Source organism: Streptomyces yaizuensis, assembly GCF_034961445.1.
GTDB classification, from domain to species: Bacteria; Actinomycetota; Actinomycetes; order Streptomycetales; family Streptomycetaceae; genus Streptomyces; species Streptomyces yaizuensis.
Map to the genome: position 1 here is coordinate 477913 of NZ_BSBI01000002.1, position 18402 is coordinate 496314.

The 18402-nt window shown below is 72.8% G+C and carries 18 protein-coding genes; 16 read left to right on the plus strand and 2 right to left on the minus strand.

All coding sequences use genetic code 11. The features are described 5' to 3' along the window. Positions 1–26: 26 nt before the first annotated feature. From SYYSPA8_RS05845 to era, 15 genes are all read left to right on the plus strand, one after another. Entirely contained in the window at positions 27–386 is a 360-nt protein-coding gene (locus tag SYYSPA8_RS05845) for a histidine triad nucleotide-binding protein (RefSeq protein ID WP_323445858.1), read from the plus strand. A 12-nt stretch (positions 387–398) separates the two neighbouring features. Continuing rightward, the gene (locus SYYSPA8_RS05850) at positions 399–1310 is read left to right on the plus strand and encodes a ribonuclease Z (RefSeq protein ID WP_323445859.1); all 912 of its coding nucleotides are present in this window, start codon (positions 399–401) and stop codon (positions 1308–1310) included. A 55-nt stretch (positions 1311–1365) separates the two neighbouring features. Beyond that, complete coding sequence (locus SYYSPA8_RS05855) at positions 1366–2373, plus strand: adenosine deaminase (protein ID WP_323445860.1); 1008 nt, start codon at positions 1366–1368, stop codon at positions 2371–2373. 129 nt (positions 2374–2502) lie between these two features. Beyond that, the gene (locus SYYSPA8_RS05860) at positions 2503–3861 is read left to right on the plus strand and encodes an enolase C-terminal domain-like protein (RefSeq protein WP_323445861.1); all 1359 of its coding nucleotides are present in this window, start codon (positions 2503–2505) and stop codon (positions 3859–3861) included. Between the two features lie 249 nt (positions 3862–4110). Continuing rightward, a complete protein-coding gene (locus tag SYYSPA8_RS05865) occupies positions 4111–5259 on the plus strand; it encodes a carbohydrate kinase family protein (protein ID WP_323445862.1) in 1149 nt (382 codons plus the stop codon). Positions 5260–5408: 149 nt separating this feature from the next. After that, the gene (locus SYYSPA8_RS05870) at positions 5409–6527 is read left to right on the plus strand and encodes a PhoH family protein (protein WP_323445863.1); all 1119 of its coding nucleotides are present in this window, start codon (positions 5409–5411) and stop codon (positions 6525–6527) included. 24 nt (positions 6528–6551) lie between these two features. Beyond that, positions 6552–7049: an rRNA maturation RNase YbeY gene (ybeY, locus tag SYYSPA8_RS05875; protein ID WP_323445864.1), complete on the plus strand. Its 498-nt coding sequence runs from the start codon at positions 6552–6554 to the stop codon at positions 7047–7049. Beyond that, entirely contained in the window at positions 7046–8350 is a 1305-nt protein-coding gene (locus SYYSPA8_RS05880) for a hemolysin family protein (RefSeq protein ID WP_323445865.1), read from the plus strand. Before ybeY ends, SYYSPA8_RS05880 begins: the two co-directional genes overlap by 4 nt. After that, a complete protein-coding gene (locus tag SYYSPA8_RS05885) occupies positions 8347–8694 on the plus strand; it encodes an MmcQ/YjbR family DNA-binding protein (RefSeq protein ID WP_323445866.1) in 348 nt (115 codons plus the stop codon). Before SYYSPA8_RS05880 ends, SYYSPA8_RS05885 begins: the two co-directional genes overlap by 4 nt. Positions 8695–8799: 105 nt before the next feature. Then, positions 8800–9483, plus strand: coding sequence for a hypothetical protein (locus tag SYYSPA8_RS05890; protein WP_323445867.1), 684 nt, complete (start codon positions 8800–8802; stop codon positions 9481–9483). Positions 9484–9563: 80 nt separating this feature from the next. Continuing rightward, positions 9564–9923, plus strand: a complete 360-nt coding sequence (locus SYYSPA8_RS05895) for a cytidine deaminase (protein ID WP_323445868.1) — start codon at positions 9564–9566, stop codon at positions 9921–9923. Positions 9924–10320: 397 nt separating this feature from the next. Beyond that, on the plus strand, positions 10321–10800 hold the full coding sequence (locus SYYSPA8_RS05900; protein ID WP_323445869.1) for a hypothetical protein: 480 nt from the start codon (positions 10321–10323) through the stop codon (positions 10798–10800). Between the two features lie 158 nt (positions 10801–10958). Then, entirely contained in the window at positions 10959–12320 is a 1362-nt protein-coding gene (locus SYYSPA8_RS05905; protein WP_323445870.1) for a beta-xylosidase, read from the plus strand. A gap of 72 nt (positions 12321–12392) precedes the next feature. Beyond that, positions 12393–13394, plus strand: coding sequence for a COG1470 family protein (locus SYYSPA8_RS05910; protein ID WP_323445871.1), 1002 nt, complete (start codon positions 12393–12395; stop codon positions 13392–13394). Between the two features lie 70 nt (positions 13395–13464). Then, complete coding sequence (era, locus tag SYYSPA8_RS05915) at positions 13465–14418, plus strand: GTPase Era (protein ID WP_323445872.1); 954 nt, start codon at positions 13465–13467, stop codon at positions 14416–14418. A gap of 19 nt (positions 14419–14437) precedes the next feature. Here era and SYYSPA8_RS05920 read toward each other — a convergent pair whose 3' ends face one another. Continuing rightward, positions 14438–14713: a protealysin inhibitor emfourin gene (locus SYYSPA8_RS05920; RefSeq protein WP_323445873.1), complete on the minus strand. Its 276-nt coding sequence runs from the start codon at positions 14711–14713 to the stop codon at positions 14438–14440. Positions 14714–14824: 111 nt separating this feature from the next. Continuing rightward, positions 14825–15892 (minus strand): M4 family metallopeptidase, encoded by a 1068-nt coding sequence (locus tag SYYSPA8_RS05925; protein WP_323445874.1) that lies wholly within the window; start codon positions 15890–15892, stop codon positions 14825–14827. A 504-nt stretch (positions 15893–16396) separates the two neighbouring features. Between SYYSPA8_RS05925 and leuA the strand changes: the two genes are divergently transcribed. Then, positions 16397–18226, plus strand: coding sequence for a 2-isopropylmalate synthase (leuA, locus tag SYYSPA8_RS05930; RefSeq protein ID WP_407705910.1), 1830 nt, complete (start codon positions 16397–16399; stop codon positions 18224–18226). Positions 18227–18402 lie beyond the last annotated feature (176 nt).

Here is an 18402-nt window from a genome sequence, read left to right on the forward strand (position 1 = left end):
ACGAGGACTGTAGGAGGAGCCCCGGTATGGCGGGAGAACCCCAGACGGACTGCCTGTTCTGCAAAATCGTCGCCGGCGATGTGCCGGCCACCGTGGTGCGGGAGACCGACACGGTGGTCGCCTTCCGTGACATCAATCCGCAGGCGCCGTCGCATGTGCTGGTGATCCCGAAGGCCCACTACCGGGACGCCGCCGCGCTCGCCGCCGCGGAGCCCGCGCTCGCCGGTGAGCTGCTGCGGCAGGCCGGTGAGGTCGCCGCGCAGGAGGAGACGGTCGAGCCGGGGTACCGGATCGTGTTCAACACGGGCACCGGCGCCGGGCAGACCGTCTTCCACGCGCATGCCCACGTGCTGGGCGGCCGGGGCCTCGCCTGGCCTCCGGGATAGTCGGGTCCGGCCTTGTCCGTACGCGAACTCGTCGTCCTCGGCACCGCCAGCCAGGTTCCCACGCGGCACCGCAACCACAACGGCTATCTGCTGCGCTGGGACGGCGAGGGCCTGCTCTTCGACCCCGGCGAGGGTACCCAGCGGCAGATGCTGCGCGCCGGGGTCGCCGCCCACGACCTGAACCGGATCTGCGTCACCCACTTCCACGGTGACCACTCCCTCGGGCTCGCCGGGGTGCTCCAGCGCGTCAATCTGGACCGGGTGCCGCACCCGGTCACCGCGCACTATCCGGCCAGTGGGCAGCGTTTCTTCGACCGGCTGCGGTACGCCACCGCCTACCGCGAGACGGTCGGCGTCACCGAGGCGCCCGTCGCCGCCGACGGGGTCCTCGCGAAGACCTCCTCGTACACCCTCGAAGCCCGCAGGCTCTCGCACCCCGTCGAGGCGTTCGGCTACCGCGTCAGCGAGAGCGACGGCCGGCGGATGCTGCCCGAGCGGCTCGCCGCCCACGGCATCACCGGCCCCGACGTCGGACGGCTCCAGCGCGCGGGCGAGCTGAGGGGCGTCACCCTGGACGAGGTGAGCGAGTTCCGGCGGGGGCAGCGGTTCGCGTTCGTCATGGACACCCGGCTCTGCGACGGCGTCCACGCCCTCGCCGAGGGCTGCGACCTGCTCGTCATCGAGTCGACCTTCCTCGACGAGGACGAGCATCTGGCCACCGAGCACGGGCATCTGACCGCCGGGCAGGCGGCCCGGGTCGCGCGGGACGCGGGCGTCCGGCATCTCGTGCTCACCCACTTCTCGCAGCGGTACGGCGACCCGGGGGAGTTCGAGCGCCAGGCCCGCGCCACCGGGTTCGACGGCGAGCTGACCGTCGCCGCCGATCTGCTGCGGGTCCCCCTCCCGCCGCGTCACCACCCCTGACCCGTTTTCGTACCCCTGGCCCACCCGTACACCTCTTCTGAACGAGACCGGACCCGTGCCCCTTCCCAAAGCCGAACTCCACGTCCACATCGAAGGCACCCTGGAGCCCGAGCTGGCCTTCGCGCTCGCCCGGCGCAACGGCGTCGAGCTGCCCTTCGCGGACACCGAGGAGCTGCGCCGCGCCTACGACTTCGAGGATCTCCAGTCCTTCCTCGACCTCTACTACGCGCTGATGGCGGTGTTGCGCACCGAGGACGACTTCGCCGAGCTGACCGACGCCTATCTCGCCCGTGCCGCCGCCCAGGGCGTCCGCCACGCCGAGATCTTCTTCGATCCGCAGGCGCACACCGTCCGGGGCGTCCCCATCGCCACCGTGATCGAGGGCCTGGCCCGCGCGCTGGACGACAGCGAGCGCCGCCACGGCGTCTCCACCCGTCTGATCATGTGCTTCCTGCGGGACCAGTCGGCGGCGTTCGCGCTGGAGACCCTTCAGGCGGCCCGGCCCCATCTGCACCGGATCACCGGTATCGGCCTGGACTCCGCCGAGGTCGGCCATCCGCCGGCGAAGTTCCGCGAGGTGTACGAGGCGGCCGGCGCGCTCGGTCTGCGGAAGGTCGCCCACGCGGGCGAGGAGGGCCCGGCCTCGTACATCACCGAGGCGCTGGACGTCCTCGGCGTCGAGCGCGTCGACCACGGGCTGCGCTGCCTGGAGGACACGGACCTGGTGGAGCGGCTGGTACGGGAGCGGATCCCGCTGACGCTGTGCCCGCTGTCCAATGTCCGGCTGCGGGCCGTGGACGTCCTGGAGGACCATCCGCTGCCCCGGATGATGGACGCGGGTCTGCTCTGCACCGTCAACTCCGACGACCCGGCCTACTTCGGCGGGTACGTGGGCGACACCTTCCACGCGGTGCGCGAGGCCCTGGGGCTGGACGAGGAGCGGCTGCGGGAGCTGGCGCGGAACTCGTTCACCGCCTCCTTCCTGGAGGACGACGAGGAGCGGCGGGCCCGGCTGATCGCCGAGGTCGACGCGTACGACTTCGCGACGGAACTCCAGGAGTAGACGGAACTCCAGGAGTAGCGGAGGTCCGCAGGGGCCAGCGGGGGCATTGACCGGTCCCCGCCGGCTTCCTAGGCTCGATTCCCGCTCGTGCACGCCGTTCACATCCGTAGACCGGCAGGGAGTCGTGGCATGCCCCAGGACCCGACGATCGACACTGTGCGCCTCACGCCCGTACTGATCGCGGACCCCCCGCTCCTCAACACCCAGGGCGTCCACCAGCCGTACACGCCACGGCTGATCGTGGAGGTGGTCACCGAGGACGGCGTGTCCGGCGTCGGCGAGACCTACGGGGACGCCCGCTACCTCGGCGCCGCCGCGTCGCTCGCCGCCGCGCTCCCGGGCCGGCGGGTCACCGATCTGAACGGGCTGCACCGCCTCGCCGCCCTGCTCCCCCTCGCGGAGCCGAACGGTCCGGACGACCACCCCGGTACTCCGAAGGGCCCCGCTGCCGGGCCGGCCGTGTCGCCCGCCGCCGGGCCCGCCGTGTCGCCCGCCGCCGGGCTGCGCGGGGCGAGCACCCCCGGCAAGCTCCGCCGTTCGGTCGTCTCCGCCTTCGAGGTCGCCCTGCTCGACGCCCTCGGCCGGACCACCGGCCTCCCCGTGCACGCCCTGCTCGGCGGCAAGGTCCGCGACACCGTCGAGTACAGCGGCTATCTCTTCTACCGCTGGGCCGCCCACCCCGGCGGCAGCGGCGAGCCCGACGACTGGGGCGCGGCCCTCGACCCGGCCGGGATCGTCGCCCAGGCCCGCCGCCTCGCCGACCGGTACGGCTTCGCCTCCTTCAAGCTCAAGGGCGGGGTCCTCCCGCCGGACGAGGAGATCGCCGCCGTCCGGGCGCTGGCGGACGCCTTCCCCGGCGCCCCGCTGCGGCTCGACCCCAACGGGGCCTGGTCGGTCGCGACCTCGCTGCGCGTCGTCCGCGAACTCGCCGATGTGCTGGAGTACCTGGAGGACCCCGCCGCCACCGTGGGGGAGATGGCCGAGGTCGCCGCCGGCACCCCGCTGCCGCTCGCGACGAACATGTGCGTCACGGCCTTCGAGGAGATACCCGAGGCGTTCGCCCGGGGCGCCGTGCGGGTCGTGCTCTGCGACCACCACTACTGGGGCGGGCTGCGGGCCACCGGCGAACTGGCCGCGATCTGCCGCACCTACGGCGTCGCGCTCTCCATGCACTCCAACACCCACCTCGGGATCAGCCTGGCCGCGATGACGCACGCGGCGGCCGTGCTCCCCGGGCTCCAGCACGCCTGCGACACCCACTACCCCTGGCAGACGGAGGACGTGCTGACCGAGCGTCCGGTCTTCCGCGACGGCCGGCTCGCGGTGGGCGACCGGCCCGGACTCGGCGTGGAACTCGACCGGGGCCGGCTCGCCGCCCTGCACCGGCGCTGGCTCGACGACGACGGGCGCCACCGCGACCGCGACGACGTCGCCGCGATGCGCGTCCACGACCCGGACTGGGTCACTCCGGCGGTGCCCCGCTGGTAGCGCCGCGGGGGCCCGGACCGTGCGGACCACGGGGGACCGCCCGGACCGCGTGGACGGCGGCGGACCGCCCCGACTGCGTGGACCTCGTGAAGCCCCCCGGCAAGTACATCCGTCCCACCCCCGGCCTTTGGCACACTGGCCTTGATCCACGATCCACCGGGGCACATTCACGGCCGGCCCCGGCGGACCGGCGCCCGCACCGGGCAGCGGGGAGCGGGCACCGGCGACAGGCACAGCGACAGACAGCGCATGCGCAGGAGCGGCGGCACAGTGAGCACTCGGCACGGCACCCCCCACGGCACATCGGCGACCGGCGCCCGGCCCCCGTGCCTGGACCCGCTCGCGCGGCTGCGCGCCCCCGGGGACCCCGACCGGGACGTCTATCTCACCGGCACCGTCTTCCTGGACATCATCCTCACCGGGCTCGACTCCGCCCCCGTGCGCGGCACCGAGTCCTGGGCCCGCGGCATGGGGTCCAGCCCCGGCGGCGTCGCCAACATGGCCACCGCCCTCGCCCGCCTCGGCCTGCGCACCTCGCTCGCCGCCGCCTTCGGCGACGACCACTACGGCGACTACTGCTGGGACGCCCTGGAACAGGGCGAGGGCATCGACCTGTCGCTGTCACGCACGGTCCCCGGCTGGCACTCGCCCGTCACGGTCTCCATGGCGTACGAGGGCGAGCGCACCATGGTCTCCCACGGCCACGAGGCCCCGCAGCCGGAGCCCGCCCCCGCCTGCCCGCCGCCCGCGCGGGCCGCCGTCGCCTCGCTCACCCCCGGCCGCCGCGACGAGTGGATCGGACAGGCCGCCGCCGAGGGCACCCGCGTCTTCGCCGACGTGGGCTGGGACGAGACCGGCCGCTGGGATCCGGCCGACCTCGCCGACCTGGAGCACTGCGAGGCGTTCCTGCCCAACGCGGACGAGGCGATGCGCTACACCCGCACCGAATGCCCGAAGGCCGCCGCCCGCGCGCTCGCCGACCGGGTGCCCGTCGCCGTCGTCACCCTCGGCCCCGAGGGCGCGTACGCCGTCGACGGGGCGACCGGCGAGTGCGCGCGGGTCCCGGCGATCGCGGTGGAGGCCCTGGACCCCACCGGCGCGGGGGACGTCTTCGTCGCCGGCTTCGTCACCGGGACCCTCGCCGGCTGGCCGCTCGCCGACCGGCTCGCGTTCGCCGGGCTGACCGCCGCGCTCTCCGTGCAGGAGTTCGGCGGCTCTCTCTCCGCCCCGGGCTGGCTGGAGATCGCGGCCTGGTGGCAGCAGGTCCAGGGGCTCACCGGGCAGGCCCCGGCGGCGCTGCGGCGGTACGCCTTCCTGGACGGGCTGCTGCCCGCCCCCGCCCGGCCCTGGCCGCTGCGCCGGGCCGTCCCGACGATCGGCTTCCGCGCCCCCGCCTGAGCTTCCGGACGGGGCCCGGGTCCGCGGAAGGCCCGCCCGTAAAAAGCCCTCGGCCCTTGTCACCGCGGCGTCGTACGCTTGGTATCCAGAGGTTGTCGAGCGGCGAGAACCCTGCAACGGGAGGTATGCGCAGGCCAGACGGCCGGCCCATGACTCAGACACCCACAGCCCAGAACAGGTCCGAGCGCTCCGCCCACGCGGGGGGACAGACCGTGCCGGGTCAGTCGCGAGCCGAGTTCACCGTTCCCGCCAAGCACCCCATGGTGACGGTCCTCGGTTCCGGCGACTCCCTGCTCCGTGTGATCGAGACGGCCTTCCCGGCGGCCGACATCCATGTCCGGGGCAATGTGATCAGCGCCGTCGGCGACGAGACGGAAGTCCGTCTCGTCCAGCGGCTGTTCGACGAGATGATGCTGGTGCTCCGCACCGGGCAGCCGATGACGGAGGACGCGGTGGAACGCTCGATCGCCATGCTCCGGGCGAGCGACAACGGCAGCGGGGACGGCCCGGAGACCCCCGCCGAGGTGCTGACGCAGAACATCCTGTCCAGCCGGGGCCGCACCATCCGCCCCAAGACGCTCAACCAGAAGCGGTACGTCGACGCGATCGACAAGCACACGATCGTCTTCGGCATCGGCCCCGCCGGCACCGGCAAGACCTATCTCGCCATGGCGAAGGCGGTCCAGGCCCTCCAGTCCAAGCAGGTCAACCGGATCATCCTGACCCGGCCGGCCGTCGAGGCGGGGGAGCGGCTCGGCTTCCTCCCCGGCACCCTCTACGAGAAGATCGACCCGTATCTGCGCCCGCTCTACGACGCGCTGCACGACATGCTCGACCCCGACTCGATCCCCCGGCTGATGGCCGCGGGCACCATCGAGGTCGCGCCCCTGGCGTACATGCGCGGCCGGACGCTCAACGACGCCTTCATCATTCTGGACGAGGCCCAGAACACCAGCGCCGAACAGATGAAGATGTTCCTGACCCGGCTCGGCTTCGACTCGAAGATCGTCGTCACCGGCGATGTCACCCAGGTCGACCTGCCGACCGGGACGAAGAGCGGTCTGCGCCAGGTCCAGGAGATCCTGGACGGCGTCGACGATGTCCATTTCTCCCGGTTGACGTCCCAGGATGTCGTCCGGCACAAGCTCGTCGGCCGTATTGTCGACGCGTACGAGAAGTACGACGTGCGCGACGGCGGCCACCACGGCGGCGGCCGGGGCGGCGGACAGGACGCCGCCCGCCATGGGCGCGGTGGCAGCGGCAAGTAAACGGAAGCAGCGGTACAGCACACCATGTCGATCGACGTCAACAACGAGTCCGGCACCCAGGTCGACGAGCGGGCGATCCTCGACATCGCCCGCTACGCCCTCGCCCGGATGCGCATCCACCCGCTCTCCGAACTGTCGGTGATCGTCGTGGACGCCGAGGCCATGGAGCAGCTCCACATCCAGTGGATGGACCTCCCCGGCCCCACCGACGTGATGTCCTTCCCGATGGACGAGCTGCGGCCGCCCGCCAAGGACGACGAGGAGCCGCCGCAGGGCCTCCTGGGCGACATCGTGCTCTGCCCCGAGGTCGCGACCCGGCAGGGCCAGGAGGCACCCACCGGGCACTCCATGGACGAGGAGCTCCAGCTGCTCACCGTCCACGGAGTGCTCCACCTGCTGGGGTACGACCACGAGGAGCCCGACGAGAAGGCCGAGATGTTCTCCCTCCAGGCCGCGATCGTCGACGGCTGGCGTGCCGAGCAGGGGCTGACCGGTCCCTCCCCGGCCCCGACCGTCTCATGAGCGTCCCCCTCGTCCTGGGCGCGGTCGCGCTGGTCGTCGTCGCCTGGCTGGCGGCGTGCGCCGAGGCGGGCATCGCCCGGGTCTCCAGCTTCCGCGCCGCCGAGGCCGTGCGCTCCGGCCGGCGCGGGGCGGCCCGCCTGGCCCAGGTCGCCGCGGACCCCACCCGCTATCTCAATGTCGCCCTGCTGGTCCGGGTGGCCTGCGAGATGGCGGCCGGGGTGCTCGTCACCTACGCCTGCCTGCAGGAGTTCCCCGAGACCTGGGAGGCGCTGCTCGTCGCCATCGCCGTGATGGTCCTGGTCTCCTATGTCGCCGTCGGGGTCTCCCCGCGCACCATCGGCCGCCAGCACCCGCTGAACACGGCCACGGCCGCCGCGTACGTCCTGCTCCCGCTGGCGCGGATCATGGGCCCCATCCCGCAGCTGCTGATCCTCATCGGCAACGCGCTCACCCCCGGCAAGGGCTTCCGCAAGGGCCCCTTCGCCAGCGAGGCCGAGCTGCGGGCCCTGGTCGACCTCGCCGAACAGGAGTCCCTGATCGAGGACGACGAGCGCCGCATGGTGCACTCCGTCTTCGAACTCGGCGACACCCTGGTCCGCGAGGTGATGGTCCCGCGCACCGATCTGATCTGCATCGAGCGGTACAAGACCGTCCGCCAGGCGCTCACCCTGGCGCTGCGCTCCGGCTTCTCCCGCATCCCCGTCACCGGGGAGAACGAGGACGACATCGTCGGCATCGTCTACCTCAAGGACCTCGTCCGCAAGACGCACATCAACCGTGACGCCGAGGCCGATCTCGTCTCCACGGCGATGCGGCCCGCCGTCTTCGTCCCCGACACCAAGAACGCCGGGGACCTGCTGCGCGAGATGCAGCAGAAGCGCAACCACGTCGCCGTCGTCATCGACGAGTACGGCGGCACGGCCGGGATCGTCACCATCGAGGACATCCTGGAGGAGATCGTCGGCGAGATCACCGACGAGTACGACCGCGAACTGCCGCCCGTCGAGGACCTGGGCGAGGGCCGGCACCGCGTCACCGCCCGTCTCGACATCGGCGACCTCGGTGAGCTGTACGGGGTGGACGAGCTGGACGACGAGGACGTCGAGACCGTCGGCGGCCTCCTCGCGAAGTCGCTCGGCCGGGTGCCGATCGCGGGCGCCAGCGCCGTCGTGGAACTGCCCGACGGCCGGACGCTGCGGCTCACGGCGGAATCCCCGGCGGGCCGCCGGAACAGGATCGTCACCGTCCTGGTCGAGCCCGCCGGCGGCCCCGGATCACCCCGGGGGGAGCGCGCGGCATGAGAGCGGACCGGCTGCGGGCCTTCTGCCTGGAGTTCAACGACGCGGTCGAGGACTTCCCCTTCGGCCCGGGGGTCTCGGTCTTCAAGGTCGCGGGGAAGATGTTCGCGCTCTCCTCGCTGGACGCGACGCCCCTGACGGTGAACCTGAAGTGCGAGCCGGAGAACGCGCTCCGGCTGCGCGCCGCGTACCCGGCGATCGTCCCCGGCTGGCACATGAACAAGCGCCACTGGAACACGGTGACGGTCGGTGAACTGCCCGACCGGATGGTCAGGGAGCTGATCGAGGACTCCTACGACCTGGTGGTGGCGGGCCTGCCCCGGGCCCTGCGGCTCCGTCTCGGTTAGCGTCCGGCGGTTTCCCCCCAAACAGTTATTCTCGGACAGTTCGGCGGGGAGGGGGGAAGCTCCCCAGCACCACGTCTCCACGGGAGTGTCACCATGCGTCACCGAATGCGCCGAGGCGCCGGCCTCGTACTCGCCCTCTCCGCGCTGGTCCTCACCGCCGCCTGCGGCTCCGGCGACGAGAAGAAGACCGGCACCGACAGCACCGCGCAGGGCGAGAAGGGCGGCATCCGCACCGAGGGGATGCCCGCCGTGCTGCTGGCCGTCGAGGATCTGCCCCCGGGGTACAAGCCCGGTCAGCCGGGGCCGACCGGTGGCGCGACCACCAAGGCGGCGAAGCCCGAGTGCCAGCCGATCGCCGCCTTCCTGGACGAGCGGATCGCGGGTGCCACCCTGGGCGGGTCGGTCGACTTCGAGGGGCCGGGCGGCAGTACCCAGCTCTCCCAGCAGATGTTCACCCTCCCGGGCACCGGGTCCGCCGATCTCGTCCGTGACATCGGTGCCGCCGTCGGTCAGTGCGCCCGCTTCGACGCGACCGTCGGCGGCGAGACGATGACGATAGGCGTGCAGCCGATCGACGGCCCGAAGGTGGGGGAGGAGTCGCGGACGCTCAATCTGACCACCGAGATCAAGCAGCTCCAGATGACGTTCGACATCCAGGTGCTGGTGGCCAGTGAGGGCGTCGGGCTGACCCGGCTCACGCATGTGCCCGGGAAGCCCGCCGACCGGAAGAACTTCGCCGACCTGGCGCGGCGCGCGGGCGACAAGTTCGTCCGGGGCATGCGGGGCTGACCCCCGCCGGACACCACGGGAGCGGACCCCACCGGGCCGCCCCCGGCGGGCCGTCCGGCCGTTCGAACTATGCTCGGGCCATGACGCAGAGCACCGACACCGGAGAGCCCGGCCCCGAGGACCGCAAGATCATCACGCTGGCGCGCAGCGCGCGGGCCCGCAACGGAGTGCCCGAGGGCGCGGCGGTACGGGACGAGACCGGCCGGACCTATGTCGCGGGCACGGTCGCGCTGCCCTCGCTGGAGCTGAGCGCGCTGCGGACCGCGGTCGCCATGGCCGTCGCCAGCGGGGCCACGTCCCTGGAGGCCGCCGCCGTGGTCTCCGAGTCGGACGCGGTGCCGGAGGCCGACCGCGCCGCTGTCGCCGATCTGGGCGGCTCCGGTACGCCGGTGCACCTGGCCGGCCCCGACGGCGCGCTGCGGGCCACCCTGCCCGCCTGACCCCGTTCCCGTACCGAACCGGGCTCCCCGCCCGCCGGGGGGCCCGGGACCGGCCGTAGGAATCAGCCGGGGGAATCGGCCGCAGGAATCGGCCGTAAGAATCAAGCGGCCTTGTCTTGCAATCGCCGCCCGGGTGCGCATCAATGAACAGCAGTTCAACCGACGGACCGTCAGCCCCACCGGACGGACCGGCCGGGACCCGAGCCGCACCCCCGTCCCCGACCGGCCGCCTGCCCCATCCGTACGGCGTGCGCACCCCGCCCGCGGAATCCATCGACGGTCCCCGACGCACCTGAGCCGTGGTCCGCCCCGTCCCCCTGCCCGCCTGCTCCGGCAAGGGTCCCGGCGGCGGTCCGTCGTGCCCGCCACCATCCCTGACCGGGAGAGGGGAACCCCCATGCGAGGCAGCACACCATTCATCGGCACGGCCCTGGCGGCGGGAGCGCTCGCCGTCGGCGCCCTCGTCTTCGCCCCCGCCGCCGCGGCCGTCACCCCCGGCACGGCGCAGGCGGGTTACGACTGCGGCACCTGGGGCGCCGGTACGGCCACCCTCGCCGCCACCCAGAGCGGCACCTCGGCCACGATCACGCTCACCTCCGCGGTGACGACGCCCGTCGCCGTCGGCAGGGACACCATCAACGCGACGCTCACCTTCGCCAGGGCGGGCGGCGGCACGGTGAAGTTCACCGGGAAGCGGAACCCGGCGCTGCCCGCCGGCGGCGCGGTGAAGATCGGTCCGCTGGCCGGGACCGTGGCCCCCGGCATGAGCCTGAACTCGTACTTCGCGGGTCCCGCGCTCACGATGAACATCTTCGGGTTCCCGGTGAGTTGCGACGCCGTGACCTCGCAGACCCCCGGCCCCTTCGTCTTCAGCTGATCCGCCGGGCCGGTGCCGCTCCCCCCGGCGGCACCGGCCCGTCCACCCCGCGCGGCCAAGCGATATGACGATGTGTCAGCAAGGGTCTGCGGCGCCATTGACTTCTCATCGCCCCCACCCGTCAATGGCCCCCTGCACACCTTGGAAGGGGGCATCCCATGGCCTTGCCCGCCCGACCGCCCACCGCCGCCGGCGCAGCAGGCCCGGCCCGGTGGCGCTGGACCGCCGCCCTCGGCGCGCTCGCGCTCGTCGCCACCGCGGCGGCCCTCACCGCACCCGCCACCGCGCTGACCGCCGCACCCGTACCGGTGAACTTCGCGACCCGCTGCGTACCGCCGCCGGTGGCCGGGCTGCCGCCCATCAACGGCACCACCACCGCCGAGATCTCCGTCGACAACGCCACCCCGAAGGTCGGCGACACGGTCACCGTCACCTACAAGGTCACCAAGCCCGCGGCCAGCAACCCGGTGGACCTCGCGCTGCCCGCCGACATCATGACCCCCTCGGGGAAGGCGGTCCTCGGCGGCGCCCAGAGCGGCCGGATCACCGTCACCGGGCCGAAGAAGAACCCGCCCGTCCCCGGCAAGGGCGCCTTCCCGCCGTTCTCGATGACCGGCACCTTCAAGGTCACCGCCGCCGGCGAGATCACGCTCTCCCCGGGCGACTACACCATCCACACCAGCTACATCATGGAACTGGACACGCCCTGCGCGGTGAGCGGCCCGCCCGCGCCCGTCTCCCTCACCATCACCGCGAGCGGCGGCCCCGTCGCCAACGAGCGCGCGCTCTCGCTGGGCTCGGCCACCGGCGAACCGGGGGCCCGTGTCACCGTCACCGGCACCCGGTTCACCCCGCTCACCGAGGTCACCGTCGCCGGGCGGGCCGGGGCGGCGCAGACCGCCGACCGGATGACCCTCACCACCGACACCGACGGCGGCTTCACCGCCCGTCTCAAGGTCAACGACAGGGCGACCACCGGGATCGTCGCGTACGAGGGCGCCTCCTGGTCCGAGAGCCGGGGCGCGGGCCCGGCCGCGTACACCGTCGAGGACGACACCCCGCTGCCGAAGAACACCCAGAAGATCAACGCGCTCGTCGCCAACGGCACCCTGTCCATGTCCCAGGACGGCGACACCGTCCAGCTGTCCACGGTCGACTTCGGCAGCGGCGGGGACGCGGAGGGCGCCCTGCGGACGGTCACCGTCCGGGACTTCCGGGGCGGCCCGGCGGGCTGGTCCCTCACCGGCCGGGTCAGCGACTTCGCCGGACCCGGCGGCACCGCCATCGACGCCGAACGGCTCCACTGGGCCCCCGCCTGCACCGCCAGCCCCGGCAGCCCCAGCGACTGCGTGGCCGGATCCGAAGGGCCCGTCGGCAGCTCCGGCGCCACCCTGGCCTCGGCCCCCGACGCCGCCCTCACCGGTGGCGAGTTCACCGTGGACGCGGGGCTCTCGCTGAAGGTCCCGGCCTTCGCCGCCCCCGGCGCCTACTCCGGGGTGCTCACCCTGACCCTCACCTGACCACCGCCGCACGGCGGGCCGCCCGGGCGCGCACCCGGCCGGCCCGCCCCGACCGAGGGACCCCACGGCACCATGCCCCGACCGCACCCCCGCCGCGCCGCCCCCGCCGCCGTCACCGCGCTGCTCACCACCTTCGCCGCCCTCGTGCCCCTCACCGCCCCGGCGCCCGCCGCCCACGCCGCCGACAACGGCCACTGGTCGGTCTTCCCCGCCTCCTCCCGGCTCGGCAGCCGCCCGTACTTCCATCTCGCCGCCGACCCCGGCCGACGGCTCCGCGACAAGGTCACCATCACCAACAGGACCTCCGCGCCGCTCACCCTGAGGCTGTACGCCGCCGACGCCCACAACACGGTCCGTGACGGCGGCTTCGCCGTGCGCTCCCCCGAGGAGCGCCAGCGCGGTGTCGGCGCCTGGGCCAGGCCGGACCGTACGCGGGTGACCGTGCCCGCACGCGGCTCGGTCACCGTCGCGTACACCGTCACCGTCCCCGACACCGCGCCGCCGGGCGACCACCCCGGGGCCCTCGTCGCCCTCGACGAGCGGGTCGCGCGCCCCGGGGCCGCCGTCGGCATGGGGGTGCGCCAGGCCGTCGGCGCCCGGCTCTATCTGCGCGTGAACGGCCCGGCCGTGCCCGCGCTCACCGTCGAGGACGTGACCGTCGACCAGGACCGGCCCCTCCTGCCGGGCACGGGCACCAGCCGCGCGACCGTCTCGTACACCCTCCACAACCGGGGCAACGTCACCCTCAGCCCCCGGGTCCGGCTCCGGGCCACCGGGCTCTTCGGCCGGGAGCTGCTGGAGCGGCCGGGGCGGGTCCCGTCCGAGCTGCTGCCCCGCCAGCGCATCCGGCTCACCGAGCGCTGGGACGGCCCGCCCGCCCTGGACCGCGGGAAGGTACGGATCACGGCGACCGCGCACGGCACCCGGGACGCGGCCGGCGCCTCCTTCCTCGCCGTGCCCCGGCTCGCGGCCGGACTCCTGGCGGCGGCCCTGGCCCTGGCGCTCCTGTGGTGGCGCACCCGCCGCGCCCGGCGGACGCGGGAGGCGTCCGGGCCGGCTGCGGCACCCGTCTGAGCTGCCGCTTGTCCGGCGATCATGGCGCGTGGGGCCCTCGCGGGCAGCGAGCCCCCCGGCATCAGGGAGAATGGGCGGCATGAGCGTTCGCACCCAGTCCTCCGAGCCCGTCCCCCACCGGTCGGGCTTCGCCTGCTTCGTAGGCCGCCCCAACGCGGGCAAGTCCACCCTGACGAACGCTCTGGTCGGCCAGAAGGTGGCGATCACCTCCAACCGGCCCCAGACCACCCGGCACACCGTGCGCGGCATCGTGCACCGCCCCGACGCGCAGCTGATCCTGGTCGACACCCCCGGCCTGCACAAGCCGCGCACCCTCCTGGGCGAGCGGCTCAACGACGTGGTCCGCACCACCTGGGCCGAGGTCGACGTCATCGGCTTCTGTCTGCCCGCCGACCAGAAGCTGGGCCCCGGCGACCGCTTCATCGCCAAGGAGCTGGCGGGGATCAAGAAGAGCCCCAAGGTCGCGATCGTCACCAAGACCGACCTGGTCGACTCCAAGACCCTCGCCGAGCAGCTGATCGCCGTCGACCGCCTCGCCCAGGAGCTGGGCTTCGAATGGGCCGAGATCATCCCGGTCTCGGTGGTCGGCGACCAGCAGGTGCAGCTCGTCGCGGATCTGCTGATCCCGCTGCTGCCCGAGGGCCCGCCGCTCTACCCCGAGGGCGACCTCACCGACGAGCCCGAGCAGGTCATGGTGGCCGAGCTGATCCGGGAGGCCGCGCTGGAGGGCGTCCGGGACGAGCTGCCGCACTCCATCGCCGTCGTGGTCGAGGAGATGCTGCCGCGCGAGGACCGCCCGGCGGACAAGCCGCTGCTGGACATCCACGCCTACGTCTACATCGAGCGGCCCAGCCAGAAGGGGATCGTCATCGGCCCCAAGGGCAAGCGGCTCAAGGAGGTCGGAGTGAAGTCCCGGCAGCAGATCGAGGCGCTGCTCGGTACGCCGGTCTTCCTCGACCTGCATGTGAAGGTCGCCAAGGACTGGCAGCGCGACCCGAAGCAGCTGCGCCGCCTCGGCTTCTGAGTCCTGTGCGCCGAAGGGGTCAGGCCCCGGTGCGCAGCACGCGGGAGATCAGTTCGCGCTGGTCGTCGCTGATGTCCGGTTCGGCGCAGTACACGGTGCGGCCGTCCACGGTGATCTCGTAGCCGAAGCCGTCGGGGACCCCCCGGGGCGGGACGGCCCCGGCGCCGGTCACGACCCGCCCGGCCAGCTCCCGCCAGCCGGCCGGATCGGCCGTGTCGGGCAGGTCGTCGGTGTCGATCCCGGCGTGCCGCTCGATCCCGGCGAAGCCGCCGGTCCGGGTCACCTCGATACGCATGGCTGGGGGTCTCGCTCCCACTCGTTGTCCTGTGCGTCCGGCCGCCCGGTCCGCCGGGCCGGCCGGGACCGCCCGTGCGGACGGGCCCGGCGCGGTCGGTACCCGCCGGGGTCAGCCGGTCGGCACCTTCACCGTCTGCCACGCCTTCTGGACGGCCTGGAGCTCCTCGCCGTCACCGTAGCGCTCCCGGGCCGCCTTCAGGGTCAGCTGCGCGAACTCCCCGAAGTCGGCGTAGTCGGGCAGTTCGCCGCCGGTCAGCGTGTCGAACCAGATCTGCCCGGCCCGCTCCCACGACTTGCCGCCGAGTTCGGTGGCGGCCAGGTAGAAGGCGTGGTTGGGGATGCCGGAGTTGATGTGCACCCCGCCGTTGTCCCGGCCGGTACGGACGTACTTGTCCATCGTGGCGGGCTGCGGGTCCTTGCCCAGGATCTCGTCGTCGTACGCGGTGCCGGGCGCCTTGAGGCTGCGCAGCGCGACCCCGTTGACGCGCGGCCCCAGGATCTCGGCGCCGAGCAGCCAGTCGGCCTGGTCGGCACTCTGGCCGAGGACGTACTGCTTGACCAGCGACCCGATCACGTCCGACACGGACTCGTTGAGCGCGCCCGGCTGCCCGTAGTAGGTGAGGTTGGCGGTGTACTGGGTCAGGCCGTGGGCCAGCTCGTGGGCGATGACGTCGACGGAGTTGGAGAAGTCGACGAAGACCTCCCCGTCCCCGTCGCCGAAGACCATCTGCTGACCGTTCCAGAAGGCGTTGGAGTAGTTCCTGCCGTAGTGGACGCTGGCGACCAGGGGCAGCCCCTCGCCGTCCAGGGAGCTGCGGCCGTAGCTCGCGAGCAGCAGCTCGAAGGTGGCGCCGAGGCCGGAGTAGACGCGGTTGACGGTGGCGTCCCGGCCGGGGTCCTCGCCTTCGCCGCGGACCTTGACCCCCGGCAGCGCGGTGGTGCTGTGGCAGTCGTGGATCGACCGGGTCGGGTGGTCGGTGGGGCCGCTGCCCTTGATGACGGAGACCTCGTCCGGGACGCCGAGGGCGATGTTCAGCTGCCGGCGCGTGCGCTGCTTGGCGTCCGTCTCCAGGGTGTGGCGGGCGACGGGTGCGAGATCGGGGTCCCCGGAGGTCGCGACCTTGTCGAGGACGTGGGGCGGGATGATCGTGCAGAACGTGGGGTGGAAGTTCGCCATTCCCGCAATGTGGCACTGCGTGATGGCATTGTCGCGAGAAGTCACGCTGATTACCGATATGGAGTGAGTCGGGTGTTCCGGCTTGACGCGCCGGGGTGACGGCCTCGACGCGCCGGGGGGACGGCGGGGGCGCCGGCCGGAGGGGCGGCGAAACGGTAGTGACGGAGAGGTCGGTGGGGCTGGTGGGGGCCGGGTGACGGGAGGAGTCCGATGCGCGGGGCGGCCCGGCGCGTCCGCCGCGTAACCATGACGCGTCCCGCATAGTGAAATGCCGGGCGCGTACCCCGGGAACCTCGGTTAGGCTTCGGCCCATCATGTACTTCGGGCTGCTTCTTCTTAGCCGCCGCGGCGAGGGCCTGTAGTCGTAGGCCGACCCCCTCCCCGCGGGTTCTGGTGCTGCTCGACTCCGTCGGCCTCGACCCATCGCCCCCGCCGCCCCGTGTGGCGCCGCCGGGGGCGTGGCAGTCGCCAGATCACCGCCGGAACCCGAGGAGCCCCCCGTCCATGACTGATTCCGTTGCGCCCGCCAAGCCCGCCAAGCCCGCCGAGGCCAGTGAGGCCGTCGTGACCGCCGATGCCGAGTACCGCGTCGGCCGCGCCACCCCCGTCACCAACGCGACCCACACCCAGCGCCCGTCCGGGATGCCGATCCGCAAGTACCGCCCCTTCGAGGCCGTCGACATCCCCGACCGCACCTGGCCCGGCCGGCGGATCACCCAGGCGCCCCGCTGGCTCTCGACCGATCTGCGCGACGGCAACCAGGCGCTGATCGACCCGATGTCCCCGGCCCGCAAGCGCGAGATGTTCGAGCTGCTGGTCCGCATGGGCTACAAGGAGATCGAGGTCGGCTTCCCCTCCTCCGGCGAGACCGACTTCGCGTTCGTCCGCTCCATCATCGAGGAGGGGCTGATCCCCGAGGACGTGACCATCTCCGTCCTCACCCAGGCCCGCGAGGAGCTGATCGAGCGCACGGTCGAGTCGCTGCGCGGCGCCCACCGGGCCACGGTCCACCTGTACAACGCCACCGCCCCCACCTTCCGCCGGGTCGTCTTCCGCGGCTCGAAGGAGCAGGTCAAGCAGATCGCGGTGGACGGCACCCGGCTGGTGATGGAGTACGCGGAGAAGCTGCTGGGCCCCGAGACCGTCTTCGGCTACCAGTACAGCCCGGAGATCTTCACCGACACCGAGCTGGACTTCGCGCTGGAGGTCTGCGAGGGCGTCATGGACGTCTGGCAGCCGGAGGCCGGCCGCGAGATCATCCTGAATCTGCCCGCGACGGTCGAGCGCTCCACGCCGTCCACGCACGCGGACCGCTTCGAGTGGATGTCGCGGAACCTGTCCCGCCGGGAGTTCGTCTGCCTCTCCGTGCATCCGCACAACGACCGGGGCACGGCGGTGGCGGCGGCCGAGCTGGCCGTCATGGCCGGCGCGGACCGGATCGAGGGCTGCCTCTTCGGCCAGGGCGAGCGCACCGGCAATGTCGACCTGGTGACCCTCGGCATGAACCTGTTCTCGCAGGGCGTCGACCCCCAGATCGACTTCTCCCAGATCGACGAGATCCGCCGGACCAGCGAGTACTGCAACCAGATGGAGGTCCACCCGCGCCACCCCTACGCGGGCGACCTGGTCTACACCGCCTTCTCCGGCTCCCACCAGGACGCCATCAAGAAGGGCTTCGAGGCCCTGGAGGCGGACGCGGCCGCCGCCGGCACCACGGTGGACGACATCGAGTGGAACGTTCCGTATCTGCCGATCGACCCGAAGGACGTGGGCCGCTCCTACGAGGCGGTCATCCGGGTCAACTCCCAGTCCGGCAAGGGCGGTATCGCCTACGTCCTGAAGAACGACCACAAGCTGGATCTGCCGCGCCGGATGCAGATCGAGTTCTCCCGGATCATCCAGGCCAAGACGGACACCGAGGGCGGCGAGGTCACCCCGGCGGCCATCTGGGCCGTCTTCCAGGACGAGTACCTGCCCAACCCGGAGAACCCGTGGGGCCGGATCCAGCTGCGCTCCGGGCAGTCGACCGCCGATACCGACGGGGTCGACACGCTGACCGTCGACGCCGTCATCGACGGAACCGACACCGTACTGACCGGTACGGGCAATGGTCCGATCTCCGCCTTCTTCGACGCGCTGAACGCCGTCGGGATGGATGTACGGCTGCTGGACTACACCGAGCACACCATGAGCGAGGGGGCCTCCGCGCAGGCCGCGTCGTACATCGAGTGCGCGATCGACGGCAAGGTCCTGTGGGGCATCGGCATCGACGCCAACACCACCAGGGCCTCGCTCAAGGCGGTCGTCTCGGCCGTCAACCGCGCGGCCCGCTGACCCGGGCGCGCACCGCGCCACCACCGCCCCCGGCGGCCCGTCCCCTGCGGACGGCCCCGGGGGCGCTCCGTTTCCCGGGGCTTTTCGGCCGTTTCGGGGCACACCCGCCGGCGGCTTGGCCAGGGGGAGTAATCGGCCATGTGCGGGCGTCGGGCCGCCGTGGTGCTGACGGCACG

Coding starts and splice junctions, on each gene's coding strand:
- leuA (WP_407705910.1), top strand. CDS start 16,397: ATGACTGATTCCGTTGCGCCCGCCAAGCCCGCCAAGCCCGCCGAGGCC.
- SYYSPA8_RS05895 (WP_323445868.1), top strand. CDS start 9,564: ATGACGCAGAGCACCGACACCGGAGAGCCCGGCCCCGAGGACCGCAAG.
- era (WP_323445872.1), top strand. CDS start 13,465: ATGGGCGGCATGAGCGTTCGCACCCAGTCCTCCGAGCCCGTCCCCCAC.
- SYYSPA8_RS05865 (WP_323445862.1), top strand. CDS start 4,111: ATGCGCAGGAGCGGCGGCACAGTGAGCACTCGGCACGGCACCCCCCAC.
- ybeY (WP_323445864.1), top strand. CDS start 6,552: ATGTCGATCGACGTCAACAACGAGTCCGGCACCCAGGTCGACGAGCGG.
- SYYSPA8_RS05925 (WP_323445874.1), bottom strand. CDS start 15,892: ATGGCGAACTTCCACCCCACGTTCTGCACGATCATCCCGCCCCACGTC.
- SYYSPA8_RS05905 (WP_323445870.1), top strand. CDS start 10,959: ATGGCCTTGCCCGCCCGACCGCCCACCGCCGCCGGCGCAGCAGGCCCG.
- SYYSPA8_RS05845 (WP_323445858.1), top strand. CDS start 27: ATGGCGGGAGAACCCCAGACGGACTGCCTGTTCTGCAAAATCGTCGCC.
- SYYSPA8_RS05920 (WP_323445873.1), bottom strand. CDS start 14,713: ATGCGTATCGAGGTGACCCGGACCGGCGGCTTCGCCGGGATCGAGCGG.
- SYYSPA8_RS05880 (WP_323445865.1), top strand. CDS start 7,046: ATGAGCGTCCCCCTCGTCCTGGGCGCGGTCGCGCTGGTCGTCGTCGCC.
- SYYSPA8_RS05885 (WP_323445866.1), top strand. CDS start 8,347: ATGAGAGCGGACCGGCTGCGGGCCTTCTGCCTGGAGTTCAACGACGCG.
- SYYSPA8_RS05890 (WP_323445867.1), top strand. CDS start 8,800: ATGCGCCGAGGCGCCGGCCTCGTACTCGCCCTCTCCGCGCTGGTCCTC.
- SYYSPA8_RS05910 (WP_323445871.1), top strand. CDS start 12,393: ATGCCCCGACCGCACCCCCGCCGCGCCGCCCCCGCCGCCGTCACCGCG.
- SYYSPA8_RS05870 (WP_323445863.1), top strand. CDS start 5,409: ATGACTCAGACACCCACAGCCCAGAACAGGTCCGAGCGCTCCGCCCAC.
- SYYSPA8_RS05860 (WP_323445861.1), top strand. CDS start 2,503: ATGCCCCAGGACCCGACGATCGACACTGTGCGCCTCACGCCCGTACTG.
- SYYSPA8_RS05900 (WP_323445869.1), top strand. CDS start 10,321: ATGCGAGGCAGCACACCATTCATCGGCACGGCCCTGGCGGCGGGAGCG.